We start from the raw sequence: 18,912 nt of genomic DNA on the forward strand, positions 1-18,912 counted from the left end.
GTTCAGGCGGGCGAACAGGGTGGAGACGCGGGCGGGGGCAGCGCGGGTGCTACACCGCGAGGGGCAGCTCGGGCAGGCGCAGCCCCGTCCGTTCGCATCTCTGTTCGAACTGCCCCAGAAGCTCCGCGAGTTGCTCGCGGTGGCGGGCGGAAAGGCGTCCCGAGTCGTCGAGCTGTACGGCACAGGCGGTGGTCGTGTCGACGAGCCGTTCGAGGACGGCGACGACCTCGTCCGCGCCCTTCGAGTGCCGGGCGAGTGCGGGGAGTTCGGCGGCGGCGAGGGCGATGGTGGTGTGGGCCTCGGAGAGTGTGCGGTAGGCCTCGCGGCGGAGGGTCCAGCGGGTGGCTCGGGAGTCGGGGCCGGCCATCGGGTCGCGGGCCTCACGCAGAACGTGGGCGAGGTAGGCGTGCGCGGCGCCGCCCGCCGCGACGAGCCGGGCCCGCACCGTCCCGCCCCGCTGCCCCGGCATCGGCAGATGCCCGACGATGAGGACGATCGCGCAGGCCAGCAGGGTCTCACCGATCCGGCCGGCGGAGGCCTGCGGCTCCCCGCCGACCATCACCAGGGCGAGCACGAGCACGGTGACGACGGCGGTCTGTGCGGCGAAGTGCCGGGTGGCGACGGGGATGAGGGCCCCGCTGACGGCCACGAGCGCGATGAGCCCTTCGGGCCGGGGCAGTACGGCGGCGAACCCTGCGAAGAGCAGAGCCCCGAGCACCGTCCCGGCCGCCCGGCACAGCACCCGCGAGACGAGCGGCCCGAGGTCGGGCTTGACGAGGAAGACGGCGGTGGCGGGCAGCCAGTACCAGTGCGCGTGCTGCCCGTACCAGCGGGCGTGGTGCAGGGCCTGCGCCACGGCCGCGCCGGCCCCGAAGCACAGGGCGACCCGCAGTCCGTACTCCCGCCCACCGGCCCCGAAGGCGATGCGGAAGAGGTCCTTGGCGGTACGCCGCCGGGTGTGCAGGTCGCCCCCTTCCCCCTGGTCGAAGGCGTCGGCGGCATGGAGCAGGGCGTCGTCGAGGGCGCGCAGGGCGGGAGCCGAGCGGTGCGGTGCGGGCAGCGGCCCGGTGTGGGTGTTCTCCCGTACGGCGGCCGCGAGCCGCCGAGGCCCTTCGGACGCCCGTCCGGGGACGGCCTCCCCGGCCCACGCGAGCGCGGTCGCGGCCTCGGCGAGCGGGAGGGCCGCGGCGTACTGCGCGTGCAGCCGCCGCTCCGTGGAGGAGGAGGCGTAACGCCGCAGCCGAGGGCCGGCGAGGGCGTCCTGCGCATGGTCGAGGGCCGCGGTCAGCGCGGCCCGGCGCGCGATGCCGTGCTCGGTCCCGGCCGCCTCGAGCAGATCGGCGACGGCGTCGTACACGGCCGCCACGGCATCCCGCTCCCCGTCGAACCGGAAGTCACCGGCAATGGCACCGGGGGTGGGGAGCAGCAGCCGCAGGGCGAGCAGCCATCCGGCGCCCGCGAGATAGGCCAGGGCGCGCAGCCACCCGGCCTCCGGGACCGGCATCCCGGCCCCGATGGCGGAGGCGACGAGCACCTGCGTCCCGGCACCGGAGGCGACGGGCCCGATGGCGCTGATGCCTCCGGCGAGCAGCCCGACGCCGGTGAGCAGGAGGGTGAGCGCGACGGCTCCGGCATGCTCCCCGGCGTACGTCCCGACGAGCAGCCCACCGGCCCCCGCGAGCGCGGGCACCCCGAGCCGCTTGACGGAGACGCGCCGGCTGCCCGGCCGGTCGTTGATCCCGGCGAGCATGGCGGCGATGGCGGCGACGACACCGAGGGAGGTGCGGCCCAGGAGGACGGCGGCGAGGAGGAGCGGCCCGGCGGCGAGAGCACCGCGCAGGACGGCGCTCCAGGGGATGGGGCCGCGCTGGGCGCGGAGGGCGTGGGCGAGCCAGGGCGGCAGCGCGAAGGGACGGGTTTCAGAGCCGGTGCGGGCGGCGGGGCGGGACACGGGGGCGGGGCTCCTGTCCGGACGAGGGCGGGGTGTGCCTTCGGGCGACGGTGGCCGAGTTGCGGGGTGTGGTGCCCACGGTAGATCGCGTTCCTGGAGCGAACGGGACGATTGTGTTTCCGGGGTGTGACGGTCGGCCGGAAGGGCGCGTTCTTTATGAACGCAATGCTCCGAACGTCGTCGCGCCGCCGGGGCGAAGCAGGTGGCGGCGGTCGAACATCAAGTGGGCGCGGATGTGGAGGCAGCGGATGTGGAGGCCGAAGAGAAGGCGGACGAGAAGAGGTCCTCCGCGTCAGCGATCACCCGTACCAACACCTCCGGATCCGAGCGCAGTTGCTCAAGTACCGGGTCGAGCCCCCGCAGACCGGCCCGCTCCAGCAACCGCTTCTCATTCGTCACCCACTCCCCTCGTGCCGCCAGCACGGCGTGCCCGGTCTGTACGGCGGCCGTGGCGACGGCTCCGGCGACCTCGGTGAGGCGGCCGTGCGGGGCGTGGTTGGTCTTCGCGTAAGCGAGGGTGGCGTGGGCGGTGCCCCGCCAGCGCTCGGCGGCGGAGGCCCGCAGCTTCTGCGGATACGCGGCCGGCCGCGGCGCCTCGCCCCGAAGCACCCGGTTGACCGCCAGTTCGGCAACGACCAGATAGCTCGGGATCCCGGCGAGATGGAACATCAACGGTTCCACCCGGAACCGCCCTTCCTCCGCCTCCGCCAACTCGTGCTCGACGACATCGAGGTCGCGGTAGTGGACATCGACGCGCCGCCCGTCGATCGTCAGCCAGGCACCTCCGTTGAAGACCCCGCCGCCCCATCCTCCGACCTCGGAGACCTCACCCTCCCAGCCGAGGGCACGCAGGTCGGCGGGGGCGAAATGCCCTCGGTAGTAGACGGCCAGGTCCCAGTCGCTGTCGGGCCGGTGCGTGCCCTGGGCTCGTGAACCGCCGAGGGCGACGGCCCGGACGGTGGGAAGGGCGGCGAGCCGGTCGACGACGGTGTCGAGGAACCCCTGATCGTCTCCGGTCATCTCAACCATGCCGACCAGCCTGCCGCTCCACGAGGGTCCGTGCCACGCAATATCAGACAGTGCCACGAAGGCCGTTCCGGACACCCACCGAGTTGCGAGCTCGAAGAAATGGTTTGAGCGAGGCCGAGCCCCGCTGTTACTTTCCTGGCGGACCGTGAAGTCGTCGTATGGAGGTGAGACCCGTGAACACAGTTACCCATGGGTGCTCCCTCAACCCGTCACGGTCCGGCGGCTGACATTCGGTGTCGCCAGGAGCGCCTGAGATCGAGGCACTCCTGGAGGGAGACTCCGATGAACACAAAACCTTGCACATCCGGCCTGGGCGGGAGCGCGCTGGTGATCACGCGCGTCACCGAAAGCCAATGGCATGCACTCGATGACGACCTGGTGGTCGGCCGCGGGCATGCGCAGCACCGTCCCGACGGACGCCTGTTCGTCAGTATCGACGCCTGGCACGAGGCCACCTTCGACCGGCTCGCCGAGGCGATGCTCGCGGAACTTCCGGCGCCGCTGTACACGGTGGTCGACGAAGCCGACGCGGAGCTGACGGCCGGCTGGCGGCGGGCCGGTTTCACGGTCCGTCGTCGCGAGTGGGAGTACGTCGTACCGACCGACCCGCAGGTCACAGGGCTCGAAGCGGTCCTGCCGCCCTCGGGCGTGACGATCGTGCCCGCCGGTCAGGCGGACGAGGGCCTGCTGCGGGCGGTGGACCACGCGATCCGGGCCGAGGTCGAGGCGACCGTCGGATGGCAGTCGATGCCCGCCGAGGTCGTTCCCCGCCCGGTCGACGACACCATCGTCGACCCGTCGAAGTACGCGGTGGCCGCGGCGCCGGACCGCTACCTGGGGCTGGTCCGGGTGGTGACGGTGATCCGGCCGCGCATCGGACTGGTCGCCGTTCGGGCCGGCGAACAGCGCCGCGGCATCGCCCGGGCGTTGCTGGCCCACGCGCTGGGGACACTGCACCGCTCCGGGTTCGCCACGGCCTGGACCGAGGTCCAGGAGTCCAACCAAGCGGCCGCGGCGCTGTTCGAGGGCATCGGCGCCCGGCCGGCGAGCAGCAACCTGGAGCTGGTGCGATGACGAGGAACAAGAACGTCATCGAAGTCGAGGGCAAGGTCGTCGAGTGTCTGCGCAGCGCCATGTTCACCGTGGAGCTCGAGAACGGCCACCAGGTGCTCGCGCACATCAGCGGGAAGATCCGCAAGAACTACATCAGGATCATGCTGGAGGACCGGGTGCTGGTGGAACTCCCGCCGTACGACCTGACGCGGGGCCGGATCGTGTTCCGGTACCGGAACTAGCGGCCGGCGCCTTCCGCGCCGGCTGATCCCGGGCCCCGGTCACGGCGTTTCCGCGTGACCGGGGCCCGAGCTTCACCCGGAGGGAAATTCGGATGCGCTCCCGGCGGCCGGACCGGACCATCGGTGAGTTGTTTCTCGCCCTCTCCGGGAGCCGCCCCATGGTCCGCCGTGTCACCGTGCCGTCCCTCTTCCCGCCGCCCCTCTACTCCCACGCCTCCGTCGTCGAGGCCGGCGCCAGGCTGGCCTTCCTCGCCGGCTCCGTCCCCCTCGACGCCGAGGGGAAGCTGGTCGGCGAGGGCGACCCGGTACGGCAGGCCGGGCAGGTGCTGGCCAATCTGGAGGAGCAACTGCACGCCGTCGGCAGCGACTTCGCGCATGTCGTGGCCACGGACGTGTATGTCGTCAGCGGTGAGACCGCCGTGCTCGCGGCCGTCTGGGACGTCGTCGAAGCATCCGGGCTCAGTGTCGGGCCGCACTCCTCCACCCTGATCGGCGTGGCGTGTCTGGGGTACACGGGGCAGCTGGTGGAGATTACAGCCACCGCCGTGGTTCCCGAGGTTTCCCACGTTTCGTAAGGGGTCGCATGTTGATCGAGCATCGCGGGCGGCGTCCCGTCGTCCCCGATTCCGCCTACGTCGCCCCGACGGCCGTCCTGTGCGGTGCCGTGACCCTCGGGGAGCGGGCCAGGGTGCTGCACGGTGCCGTGCTCACCGCCGAGGACGGGGAGGTCCGGGTCGGCTCGGACGTCGTCGTCATGGAGAACGCGCTGGTGCGCGGGCGGGCCGGGCACCCCGCCTTCATCGGTGACGCCGTGCTCGTCGGACCGCACGCCCATGTCAACGGCGCGACCATCGAGGACGAGGTGTTCGTCGCCACCGGGGCCTCGGTCTTCCCGGGGGCCGTGGCGGGCGCCGGCTCGGAGTTGCGGGTCAACAGCGTGCTGCACGTCAACTCGGTGCTGCCGCCCGGCACCGTCGTACCCATCGGCTGGATCGCGGCCGGGACGCCCACGGCGCGGCTCTTCGCGCCCGGCGAGCACGACGAACTATGGGCTGTGCAGAAGGAGTTGGACTTCCCCGGCACGCTCTACGGCGCCCCGCGCGGCACCTCCATGCGGGACATCATGGCGCGCCAGGTCGACTACTACGGCGCCCATCACCACGACCTCACCCTCGACGACTGACGGGATCCGCGCTTGTCTTTCGAACCCGCTGCCACCACCCTCCGCCGAGCCGTCTCGGGCCTCGATGCCGCCGCCGCGGCCGACGTCTGGCTGACCTCCTTCGCCGCGGCCCTGCCCACGGTCGTCAGCCCCCGCTCCGCCGACGACGTGCGCGACTACTTCCGGGACGTCGTCGTACCCCTGCGCGAGACCTGGGTCGCGGACGCCGGGGCCGAGGGCGGCGTCGTCGGCGTGATGGTGCTCCACGACGACGAGGTCTCCCAGCTGTATCTGCGTCCCGACTGGCGTGGGCGCGGCATCGGCGACCGTTTCGTCGCGCTCGCCAAGGAGCGGAGTCCCGGCGGGCTCAGCCTGTGGACCTTCCAGGTCAACAAGCCGGCCCACCGGTTCTACGAGCGGCACGGCTTCGTCGCCGTCGAGTACACGGACGGCAGCGGGAACGAGGAGCAGGAGCCGGACGTGCAGTATGTGTGGCGCCCCTGAGCACCTGGAGGCCACAGCGACGGTTTCAGGGCTTCCCGGGCCCGTGGTCCCGGTAGGCCCAGGCCGCCGCCTGCGCGGCCAGCCCCACCACGTCCACTTCCCCGGTGTCGCCGTCGAGGTGCCGGTACTCCACCGCCGTGAGGATCACTATCCGTTCCCGCAGGCCCAGGTGGTCGTGGAAGCCGGAGGCGAGGATGTCGGCGGCTGCCTCGCCCGCGGGGACGCCGGCCGCGTGCCGGGCGTGGACGAGGGCTTCCAGTTCCCGCAGGTAGGTGACGTGGCCGCGGACGTCCTGGACGCTCATCACCGGCCCGTGTCCGGGAATGACCACCTCCGGCTCCAGGGCCAGGATCGTCTCGCAGGCCGTGGCGACCCGGGCGAGCGGGCCGTCCCAGTGGACGGGGTGGTCGTCGGCGAACAGGATGTCCCCCGCACATACGACCCGCTGTCCGGGCAGGTGGACCATGAGGTCGCCGGCCGAGTGCGCGGGACCCACCTCGATCAGTTCGGCCTCGATGTCTCCCACGGTCAGGGCATACCGGCCGGAGAAGGTGGTGGTGGGCGCGACGGCCTCCGCGCCCTCGTACGCATAGCGGCCGAAGTGCTCGCGCGCGTACCAGCCCAGCGGCTGGTCGGCGGGGGTCTGGTGGGTGAGGAAGTGCATCTGCTGCGGGGAGGGTTCGCGGCAGAGGTGCTCCGCGCTCGCCTTCGTGGCGATGATCTCGGCGCCCGGGAAGCAGCCGTTGCCGAAGGTGTGGTCGCCGTTGACGTGCGTGTTGACGATCGTCGTCACGGCTGCCGCGCCCGCGGGCAGGACCGGGCGGGCCGCGGTGAGCAGCGCCTCGGTCATCGGCCGGTCGTAAGGGGTGTCGACCAGGGCCGCCTGCTCCCCGGAGGTGATGAGCAGGCAGTTCGCGAAGCCCCAGGTGCCCGCGTGGCCCGGGGACCACAGGTGGAGTCCGTCGGCCACCCGGGTGAGTTCGTCAGGAAGGTTCATGGCGCTCATTGTCGGGGACGGTGATCGCGCGGGTCGGCGGGTGCGCCCCACGTCCGCCTCTTCGGCACCGGCTTCGCGTAACTCCCCGCGCGGCTGGTCGTCAGTTCCAACGCCACCAGTGACTCTGCCAGTTTGACGGCCGCCCCGACCCCGTCCACCACCGGCAGTCCGAGCTTCTCCCCCACCAGCCGCTGCAGTCCGGTCATCCCGGCGCACCCGAGCACCAGGACCTCGGCCCCGGCCTCCCGCACCCGTTCGGCAGCCGCCAGGAAAGCGGCCTCCGTGCGGTCCGCGTCGCCCAGGTCGAGGACTCCGAGGCCGGTCCCGACGACGGCGGCGCAGTTGCGCCCGACCCCCGCCAGTTCGAGGCTGTCCTCGATCTGGCCGCACGACCGCTCCAGCGTGGTCACGACCCCGTACCGGCGCCCCACCAGGCAGGCCAGATGGGCCGCGGCCTCCGTGATGTCGACGACCGGTACGTCCACCAACTCCCGTACGCCTTCCCGCCCGTGCTCCCCGAAGCCGGCCATCACCACGGCGTCGTACGGGCCCTCGTACCCGCGCAGCAGATCGATGACGGCCGTGGCCGACAGGTAGCTGTCGAGCCAGCCCTCGGCCGACTCCGGGCCCCACGCGGGGGTCAGACCGAGCACGGTGGTGCCCGGGCCTGCCGCGGCCCGGGCACCTCGTACGATCTCCTCGGTCATCTCCTGCGTGGTGTTGCAGTTGGTGACGACGATCCGCACGCTCGTCAGACCTCCACGGCAGTCGGTTCGGTGGCACGCTCGGACCGGCAGATCACCAGGTACAGGCCGGCGCCCAGGGCCGTACCGATGAACCAGGAGTACGGGGCGACGTCGCTGAAGGTCTTCACCAGGGCGAGCACCGCCGCGACCGCAGCCGAGGGCAGGAACGCCCAGAGGGCCTTGGGGTTGACGCCCTTGCGGTAGTAGTAGCGGGAGCCGGGGCGGGCGTCGAACAGCTCGTCCACGTCGACGCGGCCCCGCTTGACCAGGTAGTAGTCGACCATGATCACGCCGAACAGCGGGCCGAGGAAGGCGCCGAGGCCGCCGAGGAAGTAGTTGACGACCGTGGGGTTGGAGAAGAGGTTCCACGGGGTCACGACCAGGGCCGCCACCGTGCTGATCATGCCGCCGAGCTTGAAGGTGATCTTCTGCGGCCAGACATTGGCCAGGTCGTACGCCGGTGAGACGAAGTTGGCGACGATGTTGACGCCCATGGTGGCGACGGCGAAGGTGAACGCGGCGACGACCAGCACCCAGGTGTTGCCCACCTTCGCCACCAGCTCCGCGGGGTCCGTGATCGCCTGACCGAACACCTTGAGCGAGCCGGCCGTGACGATCACCGAGACGACCACGAAGGCCGTCGAGTTGATGGGCAGGCCCCAGAAGTTGCCGCGGCGGACCGTCCTGTAGTCCGGCGCGAAGCGGGAGAAGTCGCAGAAGTTGAGCATCAGGGTGCCGTAGGTGGCGAGGATCAGGCCGATCGCGCCGAACCACTGCCGCCACTGCTCACCGGTCGAGACCGGGTGCGGGGTGGAGGTGAGCGAGATGCTCCAGTCCGCCTTCGACAGGACCCAGACCGCCAGCGCGATCATGACGAGCCAGATCGCCGGGCCGCAGAAGTCCTGGAACTTGCGCACGGACTCCATGCCCTGACTGATGATCAGCGCCTGGATCAGCCACAGCGACAGGAACGACACCCAGCCGAGCGCGTTGAGCCCCAGGAAGGAGTGGTGCGTCCAGGACTCCAGACCCGGCCAGGCGGCCAGCAGCATCACGTTGACGGCGACGGAGGCGAGGTAGGTCTGGATGCCGTACCACATGATGGCGATCACGGCCCGGATGAGGGCCGGGATGTTGGCGCCCCAGACACCGAAGCTGATGCGGCTGACGACCGGGAAGGGCACGCCGTGGCGCTGGCCGATCCTCCCCATCCAGTTCATGCCGGCGTAGATGAGCACGAAGCCGACGAGCAGGGAGGTGAAGACCTGCCAGACGTTCATGCCGAGGACCAGCAGTCCGGCGGCGAAGGTGTAGTTGCCGAGATTGTGGACGTCGGACATCCACATGGCGAAGAGGTCGAAGACCTTCCAGTTGCGCTTGACGGCGGGCGCGAGGTCTTCGTTGGTGAGCCGGGGATCGGGGACGAACGCTGGTGCGCCGGTGGCTTCGGCGCGGTCGGCGAGGGACACGGAGCCTCCAGGGGACGGGGCGGAGGGTGGAGACGACAGCCGTTTGGTATACCAAACTGCGGACATGGTCCCGCCGTCAAGCGTTCCGCCCGATGTCACCATTGTTAACGCTCGGTAAAACAGCCCCGGTGTCGGAGAAGATGGCTCCATGAGCTCCACGACGAAGATCGAACCCCTGGGCGCGGTCCGCGAGCGGGTCCTGGCGAGTCTGCGGCAGGAGATCATCGCGGGCAGCCTCCGCCCCGGTGACCGGCTGGTCGAGCGGGAGCTGGCCGACCGTTTCGGGGTCTCCCGGGTGCCGGTCCGCGAGGCGATCCGCGCGCTGGTCGCCGAGGGGTTCGTGCACTTCGAGACGCCGCGCCGCACGGTCGTACGCCGTCTCACCCCGCACGACGTGCAGGAGCTGTTCGAACTGCGCGAGGCCCTGGAGGTCTACGCCGCCGGGCTCGCCGCGGCCCGCGCCACTCCGGAGGACCTGGCCCAGGTCCAGGAACTGCTCGACCTCGCAGCCGCCGCGACGGAGGCGGGGGACGCGGAGGCGATCACGGACGTCAACAGCCGTCTGCACGACCGCATCGTGGCGATGGCCGGCAACAGCCTGCTGACCGAGGCCCTTGAGCCGGTCGCCGGGCGACTGCGGTGGATGACCCGGCGGAACGAGGAGTGGCCCCAACTCCTCCTGGAACACCGCGAGTTGTACGAGGCGATCGCCTCCGGCGACCCCGACCGCGCCCGCGCGCACGCCCTCGCCCATGTACGGACCAACTACCGCTCCACGGTGCGGCATCTGTTCGGCGAGGCCGAGGTGCCCGACTGACCGTACTTGTCCGTCGCGGCCACCAGCGCCTCGGCCACTCCCGGCGACCGCGTGTCGTGCCCGACCTCGTCCACGACGATCAGCTCGCTGCCGGGCCAGGCGTGGTGCAGGCGCCAGACGGTGCCGAGGAGGTTGCCGAAGTCGAGGCTGCCCTGGACGAGGGTGCCGGGAACGTCCTTGAGCAGAGGCGCGTCCCGCAGGACCACCCCTTCGTCGTTGCCCTCGCCGAAGAAGCAGTCGTGGCCCCAGTAGTGCGTGACCGTCCGGGCGAAGCCCATGCGGAACTCCGGGTCCTCGAAACGCTGGACCGAGCGCGGCGGCGCGGGAATGATCGCCGTCTCCCAGTCGGTCCAGGCGCGCGCCGCCCGCTCCCTCACGGAGGGGTCGGGGGATTCGAGGAGGCGGTTGTACGCGGCGGCGAGATTGCCGTCCCGCTCGTCGGCGGGCAGTTCGGCCAGGAACCGCTCGAAGGCTTCCGGGAAGATCTTTCCCAGTCCCCTGGTCAAGAGCGCGTGTTCGGCGTCGGCGCCGGTGGCGACGAGGGTCAGGACCAGCTCGGACACCGCCGCCGGATGCGTCTGCGCGTACCGCAGCCCGAGCACCGAGCCCCACGACGCGCCCCACACCAGCCAGCGCTCGATCCGCAGATGAGCACGGAGCAGCTCCAGGTCGGCGATGAGATGAGCCGTCGTGTTGACACTCATGTCGGTGTCGTACGCGCTCGCCCGCGGCGTCGAGCGTCCGCAGCCGCGCTGGTCCAGCTGCACGATCCGGTAGGCGGCAGGATCGAAAAGGCGCCGTGGGTAGGGGCTGCTGCCGGAGCCCGGCCCGCCGTGCAGCACGACCGCGGGCTTGCCGTGCGGGTTGCCGCTGGTCTCCCAGTACACGCGGTTGCCGTCGCCGACGTCGAGCATGCCGTGGTCGTAGGGCTCGATGTCCGGGTAGAGGGGCATCCGGGCACCGTAACGCTCCTACGGCCGTCCCCGCCCCTCATTTCACGGGCAGTCCCGCCGCCTCCCCCGCCCTGCGCAGCACGTCCCGCAGCATCTCGGGGGTGAGCTTGCCGGTGAAGGTGTTGCGCTGGCTGACGTGGAAGCAGCCGAAGAGGTCGAGGCCGTCGAGCGGCACGCGTGCGCCATGGGCGAAGACGGGCCGCGGCCGGGGCACCGTCCAGCCGGCCCCGGCGAACGCGGGCAGCGCGGCCTGCCAGCCGAAGGCGCCGAGCACGACGACCGCGCGCAACGTCGGCCGCAGCAGCGTGAGCTCCTGGACCAGCCAGGGGCGGCAGGTGTCGCGCTCCCCGGGGGTGGGTTTGTTCTCGGGCGGGGCGCAGTGCACGGGCGCGGTGACGCGGACGCCGTGCAGCTCCAGGCCGTCGTCCGCGGCCACCGAGGTGGGCTGCGAGGCGAGGCCGACGTCGTACATCGCCCGGTACAGCACGTCCCCGGAGCGGTCGCCGGTGAACATACGGCCGGTGCGGTTGCCGCCGTGGGCGGCGGGCGCCAGGCCGATGATCAGGAGCGGGGCGTCGGCGGGGCCGAATCCGGGCACCGGGCGCGCCCAGTACGTCCAGTCCTGGAAGGCCGCGCGCTTCGTCCGCCCGACCTCCTCCCGCCACTCCACGAGCCGGGGACACGCGGAGCAGCCCGCGATACGGGTGTCGAGCTCGGCCAGGCTGTCCATGCCCCAACGGTATGACCACCGGATGGGCGGGCGCCGAGCGGCGGTTCCGCCGATCCCGGCCCATGCTGGAGTCATGGACGTGCAACCCCCTGTCGTCCCTCCTGTTGTCGTGCTTGCGCCGCAGGCGGACGGCGGACGGCGCGTGACGATCCGCGGCAAGCGCGTCGGCACCGCCTACACCCTCTTCGACGTGCTGGACTTCGTTCACGGTGCGGGTCTGCCCGCCGAGGAGGACCGGGCCGTCGACGACCCCGAGCTGATCGAATGGCGTGGCGGCGGTCCGTATGTGTGGAACGGCACGACGTAGCGGCCGGTACGCGCCATGAGCCGAACCTGGAGGTGGGCCATGAGCACCCTCGAAGAACACGTCGATGTCGGAGTTCCGATCGACCAGGCGTGGGACAGCCTCCACCGGGTGGAGAACTACTCACGCTTCGTGGAGGGAGTGCGCGACGCCCATGCCGAGCCGCAAGGGCGGGCGCATCTGGACGTCGAGGCCGGCGGCCGGGGCCGGGAACTCGACGCCGAGGTCTCCGACCGCTACGGGGAACGCGTGATGGAGTGGCACACCATGGGCACCCCCGAGCTGACCGGCTCCTTCTCCCTGCAGCCGATCGACCGGAACCGCACCCGGGTCCAGGCACGCCTCGAGTACGACCCCGACGCGCTCCGGGCGGCCTTCGGCGGTCCGAGGGGCTTCGCCCAGGCGAGCACGATCGAGCGGATCGTCCGTACCGATCTCCAGCACTTCAAGAAGTACGTGGAACGCGGGCGGTGATCCGCGGGTGCCGCCGAGCGCCGCTCCTGCGCGGTGCCGGTCGGTTCACCCGCTGCGGAGAGCTAAGGTCGGGAGCATGGCTTCCGAAGCTGACGAGGAGAAGGGCGGGCCGGACCCCGCCGAGCAGACGGCGCCCGAAGCCGTCGATCCCCAGATCGCCGCCGCCATCGCCGCCGCGGAGGCCGCGGGCCCCGGGGACGGTGCGACCGTGCGGATCGACAGCTGGATCTGGGCCGTGCGCCTGGCCAAGACCCGCTCGGTCGGCGCGGCCGCCTGCAAGGGCGGGCATGTGCAGGTGAACGGGGTGCGCGTGAAGCCCGCGCACACCGTGCGGATCGGCGACGAGGTGCGCGTCCGGCAGGAGGGCTGGGAGCGGATCGTCGTCGTCAGGCGACTGATCCGCAAGCGGGTGGGTGCCCCCGTGGCCGCCCAGTGCTACATCGACAACTCCCCGCCCCCGCCGCCCCGCCAGCCCTTCGCCGCCCCGGCCGGCATCCGCGACCGCGGCACGGGCCGCCCGACCAAGCGGGACCGCCGCGACATGGAACGCCTGCGAGGGCTCATGGAGGGCGGCAAGCCGAGGCCGAGCGGACGCTGACCCACACGGATGGCGCCCGGCTCGCGCCGGACGCCACCCGCGGTCTTTGGGCTCACACCCGTCGTCGTACCAGCTTCAGCAGTTCCCCGGTGGAACCGCGCCGAGCCCAGGCGATGAGAGCCAGCGGGACGATCAGGATCAGCGGGGTCGCCGCGTTCTCGCCGTCGAAGACGGTGGTCTGGACGACGAACGCGCCCACCATGAGCCCGCTCAGCGCGATCGCCGCGACCGACTGCAGCACCGGGATCAACAGGGCCACCGCACCGGCCAGTTCGAGAGCGCCGATGGTGTACATGCCGGTGCTGCCCCAGCCGATCTTGTCGAAGGCGTCGACCGCGTAGTGGTTCCCGATCAGCTTGGGCAGGGCGCTCGCGATGCCGTAGAAGAGGGCGAGCAGCACCTGAAGCGTGCGCAGGGCGATCCGGGCGCGGCGGCCGCGGGTGGTCGCGGACTCGGCGACGACGGGGGCGGAAGCGAGGCGGGCGGTGGTCTCGGACATGGGGTTCTCCTGTGGTGAGCGGTGCGTCGTGCTGTCACAGGGGTAGACCGGCCGCCGCCCGGGAACTCATCGCCGCCGAGCGGAATTTCGCGGGGTTCCCTACAACGGGAACCAGCCGTGCCCGATGTACCAGTGCCGTCCCGCCCTCAGGTGGTCGCCGACCGCCCGTTCCACCGTCGTACGCCGCGGCAGGCTCTCGACGGGCAACTCCGGGTCGCCGAACACGAACTGGACGGGTTCCTTGTCGGCCGGCTCCCGGTCCTCGCGGGCGATGCGGAAGCGGTCCTGGAACCGCACGATGTTGGAGTCCTCCGGCAGATACTCCTTCAACTGCGCATCCAGCAGCCAGGAGTGGCACAGTGCGGCCCGGTACTTCTCCTCGGGGTAGTGCAGCGCGAAGAACTCCGACGCCAGCGCCAGCGAGCGCTCGCAGGCCGCCGGTGACAGCGGGCCGAGGTGGTCCGGGATGTGCACGTTCAGACAGGGCGTGCCCGGCGCCACGTCCAGGCCGGCCGACGCCAGCACCCGCGCGGTGCGCTGCCCGTGCCGCGCCCGCTCGAACTGCAGCCGGCCCAGCTGGTACAGCTCACCTCGGAAGTGGTGGGTGAGCCACCACGGCGCCTGCACGCCCGCCCGGTGGTGCCGCCTGCGGTGCACGGCCATGTTCCGCCCGAGGTCGGCGAGGGTACGCCGGGAGACGTCGTCCGGGACACCCCGCGCACGGTGGTACGCACGCGTGTACGGCAGCGCGGCCACGAACACGTACACGGGGAAGCAGCGCTGCAGCGGCCCCGACGCCCAGTCCAGCTGGGGCAGGTCGACGGCGGTGCCGACCTCCCCCATCCCCCGGACGAGTTCCTCCACCGAGGCCTCGAGGGCGCGCAGCAGCTCCGGGTCGTCCGTCACCCGCCGGCCCATCCGTACGAGCTGGTTGATGTCCTCGTGCGGTACGGCGAGGTCCAGCAGCACCTCGGCGAGTTCATCGGCATCCGGCAGCACGCGGTGACCCCCTAGTCCCGTTCCCCTTGGTGAACGTCCGTCCCGAAGAGTACGTTGCCAACAGGAGTGAAGTGATCCCGATGCGTACGGGCAGTGAGCCTACGACCGCGCGCAGTGCACTGCGGGCGCGGTTCTGGCTGAGTGTGTGGGGGCTGGTCTGGGCTGTCTTCGGCACGGCCGCGTTCGCCCTGGTGGGGCGCCCCGGATGGGCCGCCGCGTGCGGTGTGCTGTGGCTGGTGGTCACCGTCGACATGACCGTCATCCTCAAACACATGCGCGAGGGCCCGCACTACCAGCCGGGCCGGGACATACCCCCGTACCGGCCGCCGGAGAACCGGCCCCGCTAGCGGATGCTCATGAGTCGAACCGTGCCGCCTTCAGGTACTCCGGGTTGGGGTCGAGGGCGGCGGCGAGTCTGAAATGGCGCTTGGCCTGCTCTGCCTCGCCCCGGCGCTGGTAGGTCCGGGCGAGGGCGAAGTGCGCGAACGCGTTGTCCGGCTCGCGCTCCAGGACGATCGTGAACTCCAGCTCGGCGGGCCGCAGTTGCGCGGCGGCGAAGAAGGCACGCGCGCGCAGCAACCGGGCCGCGGTGTTCTCCGGGTGGGCGGCGATGACGGAGTCGAGCAGCTTCACCGCGCCCCGCGGGTCCCGTGCGTTGAGCAGCTGCTCGGCGGCACGGAAGTCGATGACATGCGTCTCCGGAGTACGTCCGGTGGAACCGCTGGTCTCGGGCACGGCAGAGTCCTTCCCTCACTCGAAGGGTTCAACGCCCCGGTCAGGGGGGCCTATTCCTGGGGCGTTCGAGGCGTACCGGACGCCCCGGACGCGACCTGCGCCCTGCGTACCAGGTCCGCCCAGACGTCCTTCACCCGGGCCTGGAGCTCTTCCAGCGGTACGTCGTTGTCGATCACGACGTCCGCGATCTCCCGGCGCTTGTCGCGGGTGGCCTGGGCGGCCATGCGCGCGCGTGCGTCCTCCTCGGTCATGCCGCGCAGCCGTACGAGCCGGTCGAGCTGGGTCTCGGGACTCGCGTCGACGACGATCACGAGGTCGTACAGCGGGGCGAGGCCGTTCTCCGTGAGCAGCGGCACGTCGTGGACGACGACCGCGTCCGCGGCGGCCGCGGCCTCGAGCTCCCGGGAGCGCGCGCCCACCAGGGGATGCACGATCGAGTTCAGGACGGCCAGCTTCTCCGGGTCGGCGAAGACGATCGAGCCCAGCTTGGGCCGGTCGAGACTGCCGTCGGCGGCGAGCACCTCCTCGCCGAAGGCCTCCACGACCGCCGCCAGCCCGGGTGTGCCCGGCGCGACGACCTCGCGCGCGATCCGGTCCGCGTCGATCAGTACGGCACCGCACTCGACGAGCAGCCGCGACACCTCGCTCTTGCCGGCACCGATCCCGCCGGTCAGCCCCACTGTCAGCATGAGCGGCAGCTTAGGGCCTGCCACTGACAGCGGGACCACCGGAGGTCAGTTGTCGCCCTCTCGTTCCGCCAGGAAGCGTTCGAACTCGAGGCCGATCTCGTCCGCCGACGGGATGTCGACGGGCTCGGCGAGCATGTTGCCCCGGCTCTCGGCGCCCGCGACCGCGTCGTACTGGTTCTCCAGGCCGGAGACGAGGGTGGTGAGCTCCTCGTCGCCCTCCTGGATCTGCCGGTCGATCTCGGTCTGAGTGCGGTGCGCGTCCGTGCGCAGCGAGTGCGCGATACCCGGGAGCACCAGGCCGGTGGCCGCGGTGATGGCCTCCAGGACGGTCAGGGCGGCGTCCGGGTACGGGGACCTGGCGATGTAGTGCGGCACGTGCGCGGCGACACCGAGGACGTCGAAGCCGGCCTCCATGAGGCGGTACTCGACCAGGGACTCGGCGCTGCCGGGGACCTGCGCCTCGTCGAAGGGGCTGCGGTGGCCCGGGACGAGGTCGGTGCGGTTGCCGTGCGGGGTCAGGCCCACGGGGCGGGTGTGCGGAACGCCCATCGGAATGCCGTGGAAGTTCACGGACAGGCGCACGCCCAGCCGCTCCACGATCTGCTGGACGGCCGCGGCAAAGCGCTCCCACTCCACGTCCGGCTCCGGGCCGGACAGCAGCAGGAACGGCGCTCCGGTGGTGTCCTGGACGAGCCGCACGTCGATGGTGGGCTCCTCGTACTCGGTCCACCGGTCGCGCTTGAAGGTCAGCAGCGGACGGCGGGCACGGTAGTCCACGAGCCGGTCGTGGTCGAAGCGGGCGACGACCTGGTGGGGCTGCGAGTCGAGGATCCGGTCGACGATCTGGTCGCCGGTCTCGCCCGCGTCGATGTATCCGTCGAAGTGGTAGAGCATCACAAGACCGGCCGACTCCTGGGCGAGCGCCATGTCGACGACAGCCAGCCCCTTCGGCTCCCACGCGTACAAACCCTGCGGATCAAGCACAGTGACCGCTCCTCCTCGTGTTCGTACGTTCCAACGCCCCCTGGAGCAAGGGCATTCCCCCCGGTACGCCTGATCAGCCATCTCTTACGGGCTTTTCGTGGCCAAGGGGCCGGGCAGCGGCTTTTCAGGGGCGCGGGGCTGTATCGATGTGCGGCTCCGCCGCGTGGGCGCGACCAGCCGCATCCGGTCCGCAGACGACATGCGACCCACAACGCCTGAGGGGCCGCACCTCGAAAGGTACGGCCCCTCAGTCAGGAGCTACTGCTCAGCGAGCGTTCAGCTCTGGCCCCCGGCCAGCTTCTCGCGGAGAGCGGCAAGCGCCTCGTCGGAAGCGAGCGCACCGGAGGTGTCCGCACCCTCGGAGGAGTACGAACCGCCACCGCCCGCGGCCGGAGCCGCACCGGCGGCGTCGCCACCCTCGGCGGCAGCGGCAGCGTCGGCCTCGCGGCTCTTGATGACCTGCTGCTGGTGCTGCTCGAAGCGGGTCTGCGCCTCGGCGTACTGGCGCTCCCACTCCTCGCGCTGCTTCTCGTAGCCCTCGAGCCAGTCGTTGGTCTCGGGGTCGAAGCCCTCGGGGTAGATGTAGTTGCCCTGGTCGTCGTACGAGGCAGCCATGCCGTACAGGGTCGGGTCGAACTCGACCGAGGCCGGGTCGGCACCGAAGGACTCGTTGGCCTGCTTCAGCGAGAGGCTGATGCGACGGCGCTCGAGGTCGATGTCGATGACCTTGACGAAGATCTCGTCGTTGACCTGGACGACCTGCTCCGGGATCTCCACGTGGCGCTCGGCCAGCTCGGAGATGTGGACCAGACCCTCGATGCCCTCGTCCACGCGGACGAACGCACCGAACGGAACCAGCTTCGTGACCTTGCCGGGCACGACCTGACCGATCTGGTGCGTGCGGGCGAACTGCTGCCACGGGTCTTCCTGGGTCGCCTTCAGCGACAGGGAGACGCGCTCGCGGTCCATGTCGACGTCGAGGACCTCGACGGTGACCTCCTGGCCGACCTCGACGACCTCGGAGGGGTGGTCGATGTGCTTCCAGGACAGCTCGGAGACGTGGACCAGACCGTCGACGCCACCCAGGTCCACGAAGGCACCGAAGTTGACGATCGAGGAGACCACACCGGAGCGGACCTGACCCTTCTGGAGGGTCGTGAGGAACGTCTGGCGGACCTCGGACTGGGTCTGCTCCAGCCAGGCACGGCGGGACAGGACCACGTTGTTGCGGTTCTTGTCCAGCTCGATGATCTTCGCCTCGAGCTCCTTGCCCACGTAGGGCTGGAGGTCGCGGACACGGCGCATCTCGACGAGAGAAGCCGGCAGGAAGCCACGGAGGCCGATGTCGAGGATGAGACCACCCTTGACGACCTCGATGACGGTACCGGTGACGATGCCGTCCTCTTCCTTGATCTTCTCGATGGTGCCCCAGGCACGCTCGTACTGGGCGCGCTTCTTCGAGAGGATCAGGCGACCTTCCTTGTCCTCCTTCTGGAGAACAAGGGCCTCGATCTCGTCACCGACGGCGACGACCTCGTTCGGGTCGACGTCGTGCTTGATCGAGAGCTCGCGGCTCGGGATGACACCTTCGGTCTTGTAACCGATGTCGAGCAGGACCTCGTCCCGGTCGACCTTCACGATGACGCCGTCGACGATGTCGCCGTCGTTGAAGTACTTGATCGTCTCGTCGATCGCGGCGAGGAAAGCTTCCTCGTTACCGATGTCGTTGACCGCAACCTGCGGGGTGGTGGCGGTGGTCTCGGTGCTGCTCGTCATGTGGGAAAGGGCTCCGGTACGGACATTGAAGTCGTAGGTACTGCTACGCCGGGAGCCCGTATCGCTCTGAAGAAGCCGGACAGCCAAGGAAGCGCCCCAACAGTCAACTGGAAAACCAGATACTGGTGATGGCGCCTCGACAACCGAGGGGACATACAACAGATGCGAGCGCAGCCTGCTACGTCTGAGGTGCGCAGGCCC

The 18,912-nt window shown here is 70.9% G+C and carries 23 protein-coding genes; 10 read left to right on the plus strand and 13 right to left on the minus strand.

The annotated features are described in order from the left end of the window. Window positions 1-49: 49 nt before the first annotated feature. The gene (locus ACWC1K_RS32520) at window positions 50-1,951 is read right to left on the minus strand and encodes an FUSC family protein (RefSeq protein WP_450836516.1); all 1,902 of its coding nucleotides are present in this window, start codon (window positions 1,949-1,951) and stop codon (window positions 50-52) included. Between the two features lie 219 nt (window positions 1,952-2,170). Continuing rightward, window positions 2,171-2,980 carry a nucleotidyltransferase domain-containing protein gene (locus tag ACWC1K_RS32525; protein ID WP_450836517.1) on the minus strand — a complete coding sequence of 270 codons (810 nt, stop codon included), beginning with the start codon at window positions 2,978-2,980 and terminating at the stop codon, window positions 2,171-2,173. A gap of 282 nt (window positions 2,981-3,262) precedes the next feature. On the opposite strand from ACWC1K_RS32525, the gene ACWC1K_RS32530 reads away from it, so the two are divergent. The 5 genes from ACWC1K_RS32530 (at window position 3,263) to ACWC1K_RS32550 (ending at window position 5,941) form a co-directional block, all read left to right on the plus strand. Further along, a complete protein-coding gene (locus ACWC1K_RS32530) occupies window positions 3,263-4,054 on the plus strand; it encodes a GNAT family N-acetyltransferase (protein WP_450836518.1) in 792 nt (263 codons plus the stop codon). Next, complete coding sequence (infA, locus tag ACWC1K_RS32535) at window positions 4,051-4,275, plus strand: translation initiation factor IF-1 (RefSeq protein WP_361281801.1); 225 nt, start codon at window positions 4,051-4,053, stop codon at window positions 4,273-4,275. The genes ACWC1K_RS32530 and infA overlap by 4 nt, the downstream gene beginning before the upstream one ends. Before the next feature lie 158 nt (window positions 4,276-4,433). Next, a complete protein-coding gene (locus tag ACWC1K_RS32540; RefSeq protein ID WP_450836519.1) occupies window positions 4,434-4,850 on the plus strand; it encodes a RidA family protein in 417 nt (138 codons plus the stop codon). A gap of 8 nt (window positions 4,851-4,858) precedes the next feature. Then, a complete protein-coding gene (locus tag ACWC1K_RS32545; RefSeq protein WP_450836520.1) occupies window positions 4,859-5,458 on the plus strand; it encodes a gamma carbonic anhydrase family protein in 600 nt (199 codons plus the stop codon). A gap of 12 nt (window positions 5,459-5,470) precedes the next feature. Then, window positions 5,471-5,941, plus strand: a complete 471-nt coding sequence (locus ACWC1K_RS32550) for a GNAT family N-acetyltransferase (RefSeq protein WP_450836521.1) — start codon at window positions 5,471-5,473, stop codon at window positions 5,939-5,941. A gap of 25 nt (window positions 5,942-5,966) precedes the next feature. On the opposite strand, the gene ACWC1K_RS32555 is transcribed toward ACWC1K_RS32550, so the two are convergent. From ACWC1K_RS32555 to ACWC1K_RS32565, 3 genes are read right to left on the minus strand one after another with little or no spacing between them, the layout of a single operon-like run. Then, window positions 5,967-6,938 carry an MBL fold metallo-hydrolase gene (locus tag ACWC1K_RS32555; protein ID WP_450836522.1) on the minus strand — a complete coding sequence of 324 codons (972 nt, stop codon included), beginning with the start codon at window positions 6,936-6,938 and terminating at the stop codon, window positions 5,967-5,969. Window positions 6,939-6,943: 5 nt separating this feature from the next. Further along, window positions 6,944-7,684, minus strand: a complete 741-nt coding sequence (locus ACWC1K_RS32560) for an aspartate/glutamate racemase family protein (protein ID WP_450836523.1) — start codon at window positions 7,682-7,684, stop codon at window positions 6,944-6,946. A gap of 5 nt (window positions 7,685-7,689) precedes the next feature. After that, window positions 7,690-9,153, minus strand: a complete 1,464-nt coding sequence (locus ACWC1K_RS32565) for an NCS1 family nucleobase:cation symporter-1 (RefSeq protein ID WP_450836524.1) — start codon at window positions 9,151-9,153, stop codon at window positions 7,690-7,692. A gap of 148 nt (window positions 9,154-9,301) precedes the next feature. On the opposite strand from ACWC1K_RS32565, the gene ACWC1K_RS32570 reads away from it, so the two are divergent. Then, window positions 9,302-9,970 carry a GntR family transcriptional regulator gene (locus ACWC1K_RS32570; RefSeq protein WP_450836525.1) on the plus strand — a complete coding sequence of 223 codons (669 nt, stop codon included), beginning with the start codon at window positions 9,302-9,304 and terminating at the stop codon, window positions 9,968-9,970. On the opposite strand, the gene pip is transcribed toward ACWC1K_RS32570, so the two are convergent. Beyond that, on the minus strand, window positions 9,919-10,923 hold the full coding sequence (gene pip, locus ACWC1K_RS32575; protein ID WP_450836526.1) for a prolyl aminopeptidase: 1,005 nt from the start codon (window positions 10,921-10,923) through the stop codon (window positions 9,919-9,921). The genes ACWC1K_RS32570 and pip overlap by 52 nt on opposite strands. 37 nt (window positions 10,924-10,960) lie before the next feature. Further along, a complete protein-coding gene (locus ACWC1K_RS32580; RefSeq protein WP_450836527.1) occupies window positions 10,961-11,653 on the minus strand; it encodes a uracil-DNA glycosylase in 693 nt (230 codons plus the stop codon). A gap of 73 nt (window positions 11,654-11,726) precedes the next feature. Between ACWC1K_RS32580 and ACWC1K_RS32585 the strand changes: the two genes are divergently transcribed. From ACWC1K_RS32585 to ACWC1K_RS32595, 3 genes are all read left to right on the plus strand, one after another. Beyond that, window positions 11,727-11,960 (plus strand): hypothetical protein, encoded by a 234-nt coding sequence (locus tag ACWC1K_RS32585; RefSeq protein WP_450836528.1) that lies wholly within the window; start codon window positions 11,727-11,729, stop codon window positions 11,958-11,960. Window positions 11,961-11,999: 39 nt separating this feature from the next. Next, a complete protein-coding gene (locus tag ACWC1K_RS32590; RefSeq protein WP_351469500.1) occupies window positions 12,000-12,431 on the plus strand; it encodes an SRPBCC family protein in 432 nt (143 codons plus the stop codon). Window positions 12,432-12,507: 76 nt separating this feature from the next. Then, entirely contained in the window at window positions 12,508-13,029 is a 522-nt protein-coding gene (locus ACWC1K_RS32595) for an RNA-binding S4 domain-containing protein (protein ID WP_450836529.1), read from the plus strand. Between the two features lie 52 nt (window positions 13,030-13,081). On the opposite strand, the gene ACWC1K_RS32600 is transcribed toward ACWC1K_RS32595, so the two are convergent. Together ACWC1K_RS32600 and ACWC1K_RS32605 are read right to left on the minus strand one after the other, a co-directional pair. Then, window positions 13,082-13,528, minus strand: a complete 447-nt coding sequence (locus ACWC1K_RS32600; RefSeq protein WP_450836530.1) for a DoxX family protein — start codon at window positions 13,526-13,528, stop codon at window positions 13,082-13,084. 99 nt (window positions 13,529-13,627) lie between these two features. After that, on the minus strand, window positions 13,628-14,527 hold the full coding sequence (locus ACWC1K_RS32605) for an acyltransferase domain-containing protein (protein WP_450836531.1): 900 nt from the start codon (window positions 14,525-14,527) through the stop codon (window positions 13,628-13,630). Window positions 14,528-14,607: 80 nt separating this feature from the next. Here ACWC1K_RS32605 and ACWC1K_RS32610 point away from each other — a divergent pair, with 80 nt between their 5' ends. Then, entirely contained in the window at window positions 14,608-14,874 is a 267-nt protein-coding gene (locus ACWC1K_RS32610; RefSeq protein ID WP_450836532.1) for a DUF6343 family protein, read from the plus strand. A 7-nt stretch (window positions 14,875-14,881) separates the two neighbouring features. On the opposite strand, the gene ACWC1K_RS32615 is transcribed toward ACWC1K_RS32610, so the two are convergent. From ACWC1K_RS32615 to rpsA, 4 genes are all read right to left on the minus strand, one after another. Next, entirely contained in the window at window positions 14,882-15,262 is a 381-nt protein-coding gene (locus tag ACWC1K_RS32615) for a tetratricopeptide repeat protein (protein WP_450836533.1), read from the minus strand. A 50-nt stretch (window positions 15,263-15,312) separates the two neighbouring features. Continuing rightward, window positions 15,313-15,951, minus strand: a complete 639-nt coding sequence (coaE, locus tag ACWC1K_RS32620) for a dephospho-CoA kinase (protein ID WP_450836534.1) — start codon at window positions 15,949-15,951, stop codon at window positions 15,313-15,315. A 45-nt stretch (window positions 15,952-15,996) separates the two neighbouring features. Further along, entirely contained in the window at window positions 15,997-16,935 is a 939-nt protein-coding gene (locus tag ACWC1K_RS32625; RefSeq protein WP_099928070.1) for a PAC2 family protein, read from the minus strand. A 276-nt stretch (window positions 16,936-17,211) separates the two neighbouring features. Next, window positions 17,212-18,711, minus strand: coding sequence for a 30S ribosomal protein S1 (rpsA, locus tag ACWC1K_RS32630; protein ID WP_097262676.1), 1,500 nt, complete (start codon window positions 18,709-18,711; stop codon window positions 17,212-17,214). Window positions 18,712-18,912 lie beyond the last annotated feature (201 nt).

It is taken from the genome of Streptomyces sp. NPDC001492 (assembly GCF_053597275.1).

Coding starts and splice junctions, on each gene's coding strand:
- rpsA (WP_097262676.1), bottom strand. CDS start 18,711: ATGACGAGCAGCACCGAGACCACCGCCACCACCCCGCAGGTTGCGGTC.
- ACWC1K_RS32595 (WP_450836529.1), top strand. CDS start 12,508: ATGGCTTCCGAAGCTGACGAGGAGAAGGGCGGGCCGGACCCCGCCGAG.
- ACWC1K_RS32540 (WP_450836519.1), top strand. CDS start 4,434: ATGGTCCGCCGTGTCACCGTGCCGTCCCTCTTCCCGCCGCCCCTCTAC.
- ACWC1K_RS32610 (WP_450836532.1), top strand. CDS start 14,608: ATGCGTACGGGCAGTGAGCCTACGACCGCGCGCAGTGCACTGCGGGCG.
- ACWC1K_RS32570 (WP_450836525.1), top strand. CDS start 9,302: ATGAGCTCCACGACGAAGATCGAACCCCTGGGCGCGGTCCGCGAGCGG.
- ACWC1K_RS32545 (WP_450836520.1), top strand. CDS start 4,859: ATGTTGATCGAGCATCGCGGGCGGCGTCCCGTCGTCCCCGATTCCGCC.
- ACWC1K_RS32585 (WP_450836528.1), top strand. CDS start 11,727: ATGGACGTGCAACCCCCTGTCGTCCCTCCTGTTGTCGTGCTTGCGCCG.
- coaE (WP_450836534.1), bottom strand. CDS start 15,951: ATGCTGACAGTGGGGCTGACCGGCGGGATCGGTGCCGGCAAGAGCGAG.
- ACWC1K_RS32530 (WP_450836518.1), top strand. CDS start 3,263: ATGAACACAAAACCTTGCACATCCGGCCTGGGCGGGAGCGCGCTGGTG.
- ACWC1K_RS32590 (WP_351469500.1), top strand. CDS start 12,000: ATGAGCACCCTCGAAGAACACGTCGATGTCGGAGTTCCGATCGACCAG.
- infA (WP_361281801.1), top strand. CDS start 4,051: ATGACGAGGAACAAGAACGTCATCGAAGTCGAGGGCAAGGTCGTCGAG.
- ACWC1K_RS32555 (WP_450836522.1), bottom strand. CDS start 6,938: ATGAACCTTCCTGACGAACTCACCCGGGTGGCCGACGGACTCCACCTG.
- ACWC1K_RS32580 (WP_450836527.1), bottom strand. CDS start 11,653: ATGGACAGCCTGGCCGAGCTCGACACCCGTATCGCGGGCTGCTCCGCG.
- pip (WP_450836526.1), bottom strand. CDS start 10,923: ATGCCCCTCTACCCGGACATCGAGCCCTACGACCACGGCATGCTCGAC.
- ACWC1K_RS32600 (WP_450836530.1), bottom strand. CDS start 13,528: ATGTCCGAGACCACCGCCCGCCTCGCTTCCGCCCCCGTCGTCGCCGAG.
- ACWC1K_RS32525 (WP_450836517.1), bottom strand. CDS start 2,980: ATGGTTGAGATGACCGGAGACGATCAGGGGTTCCTCGACACCGTCGTC.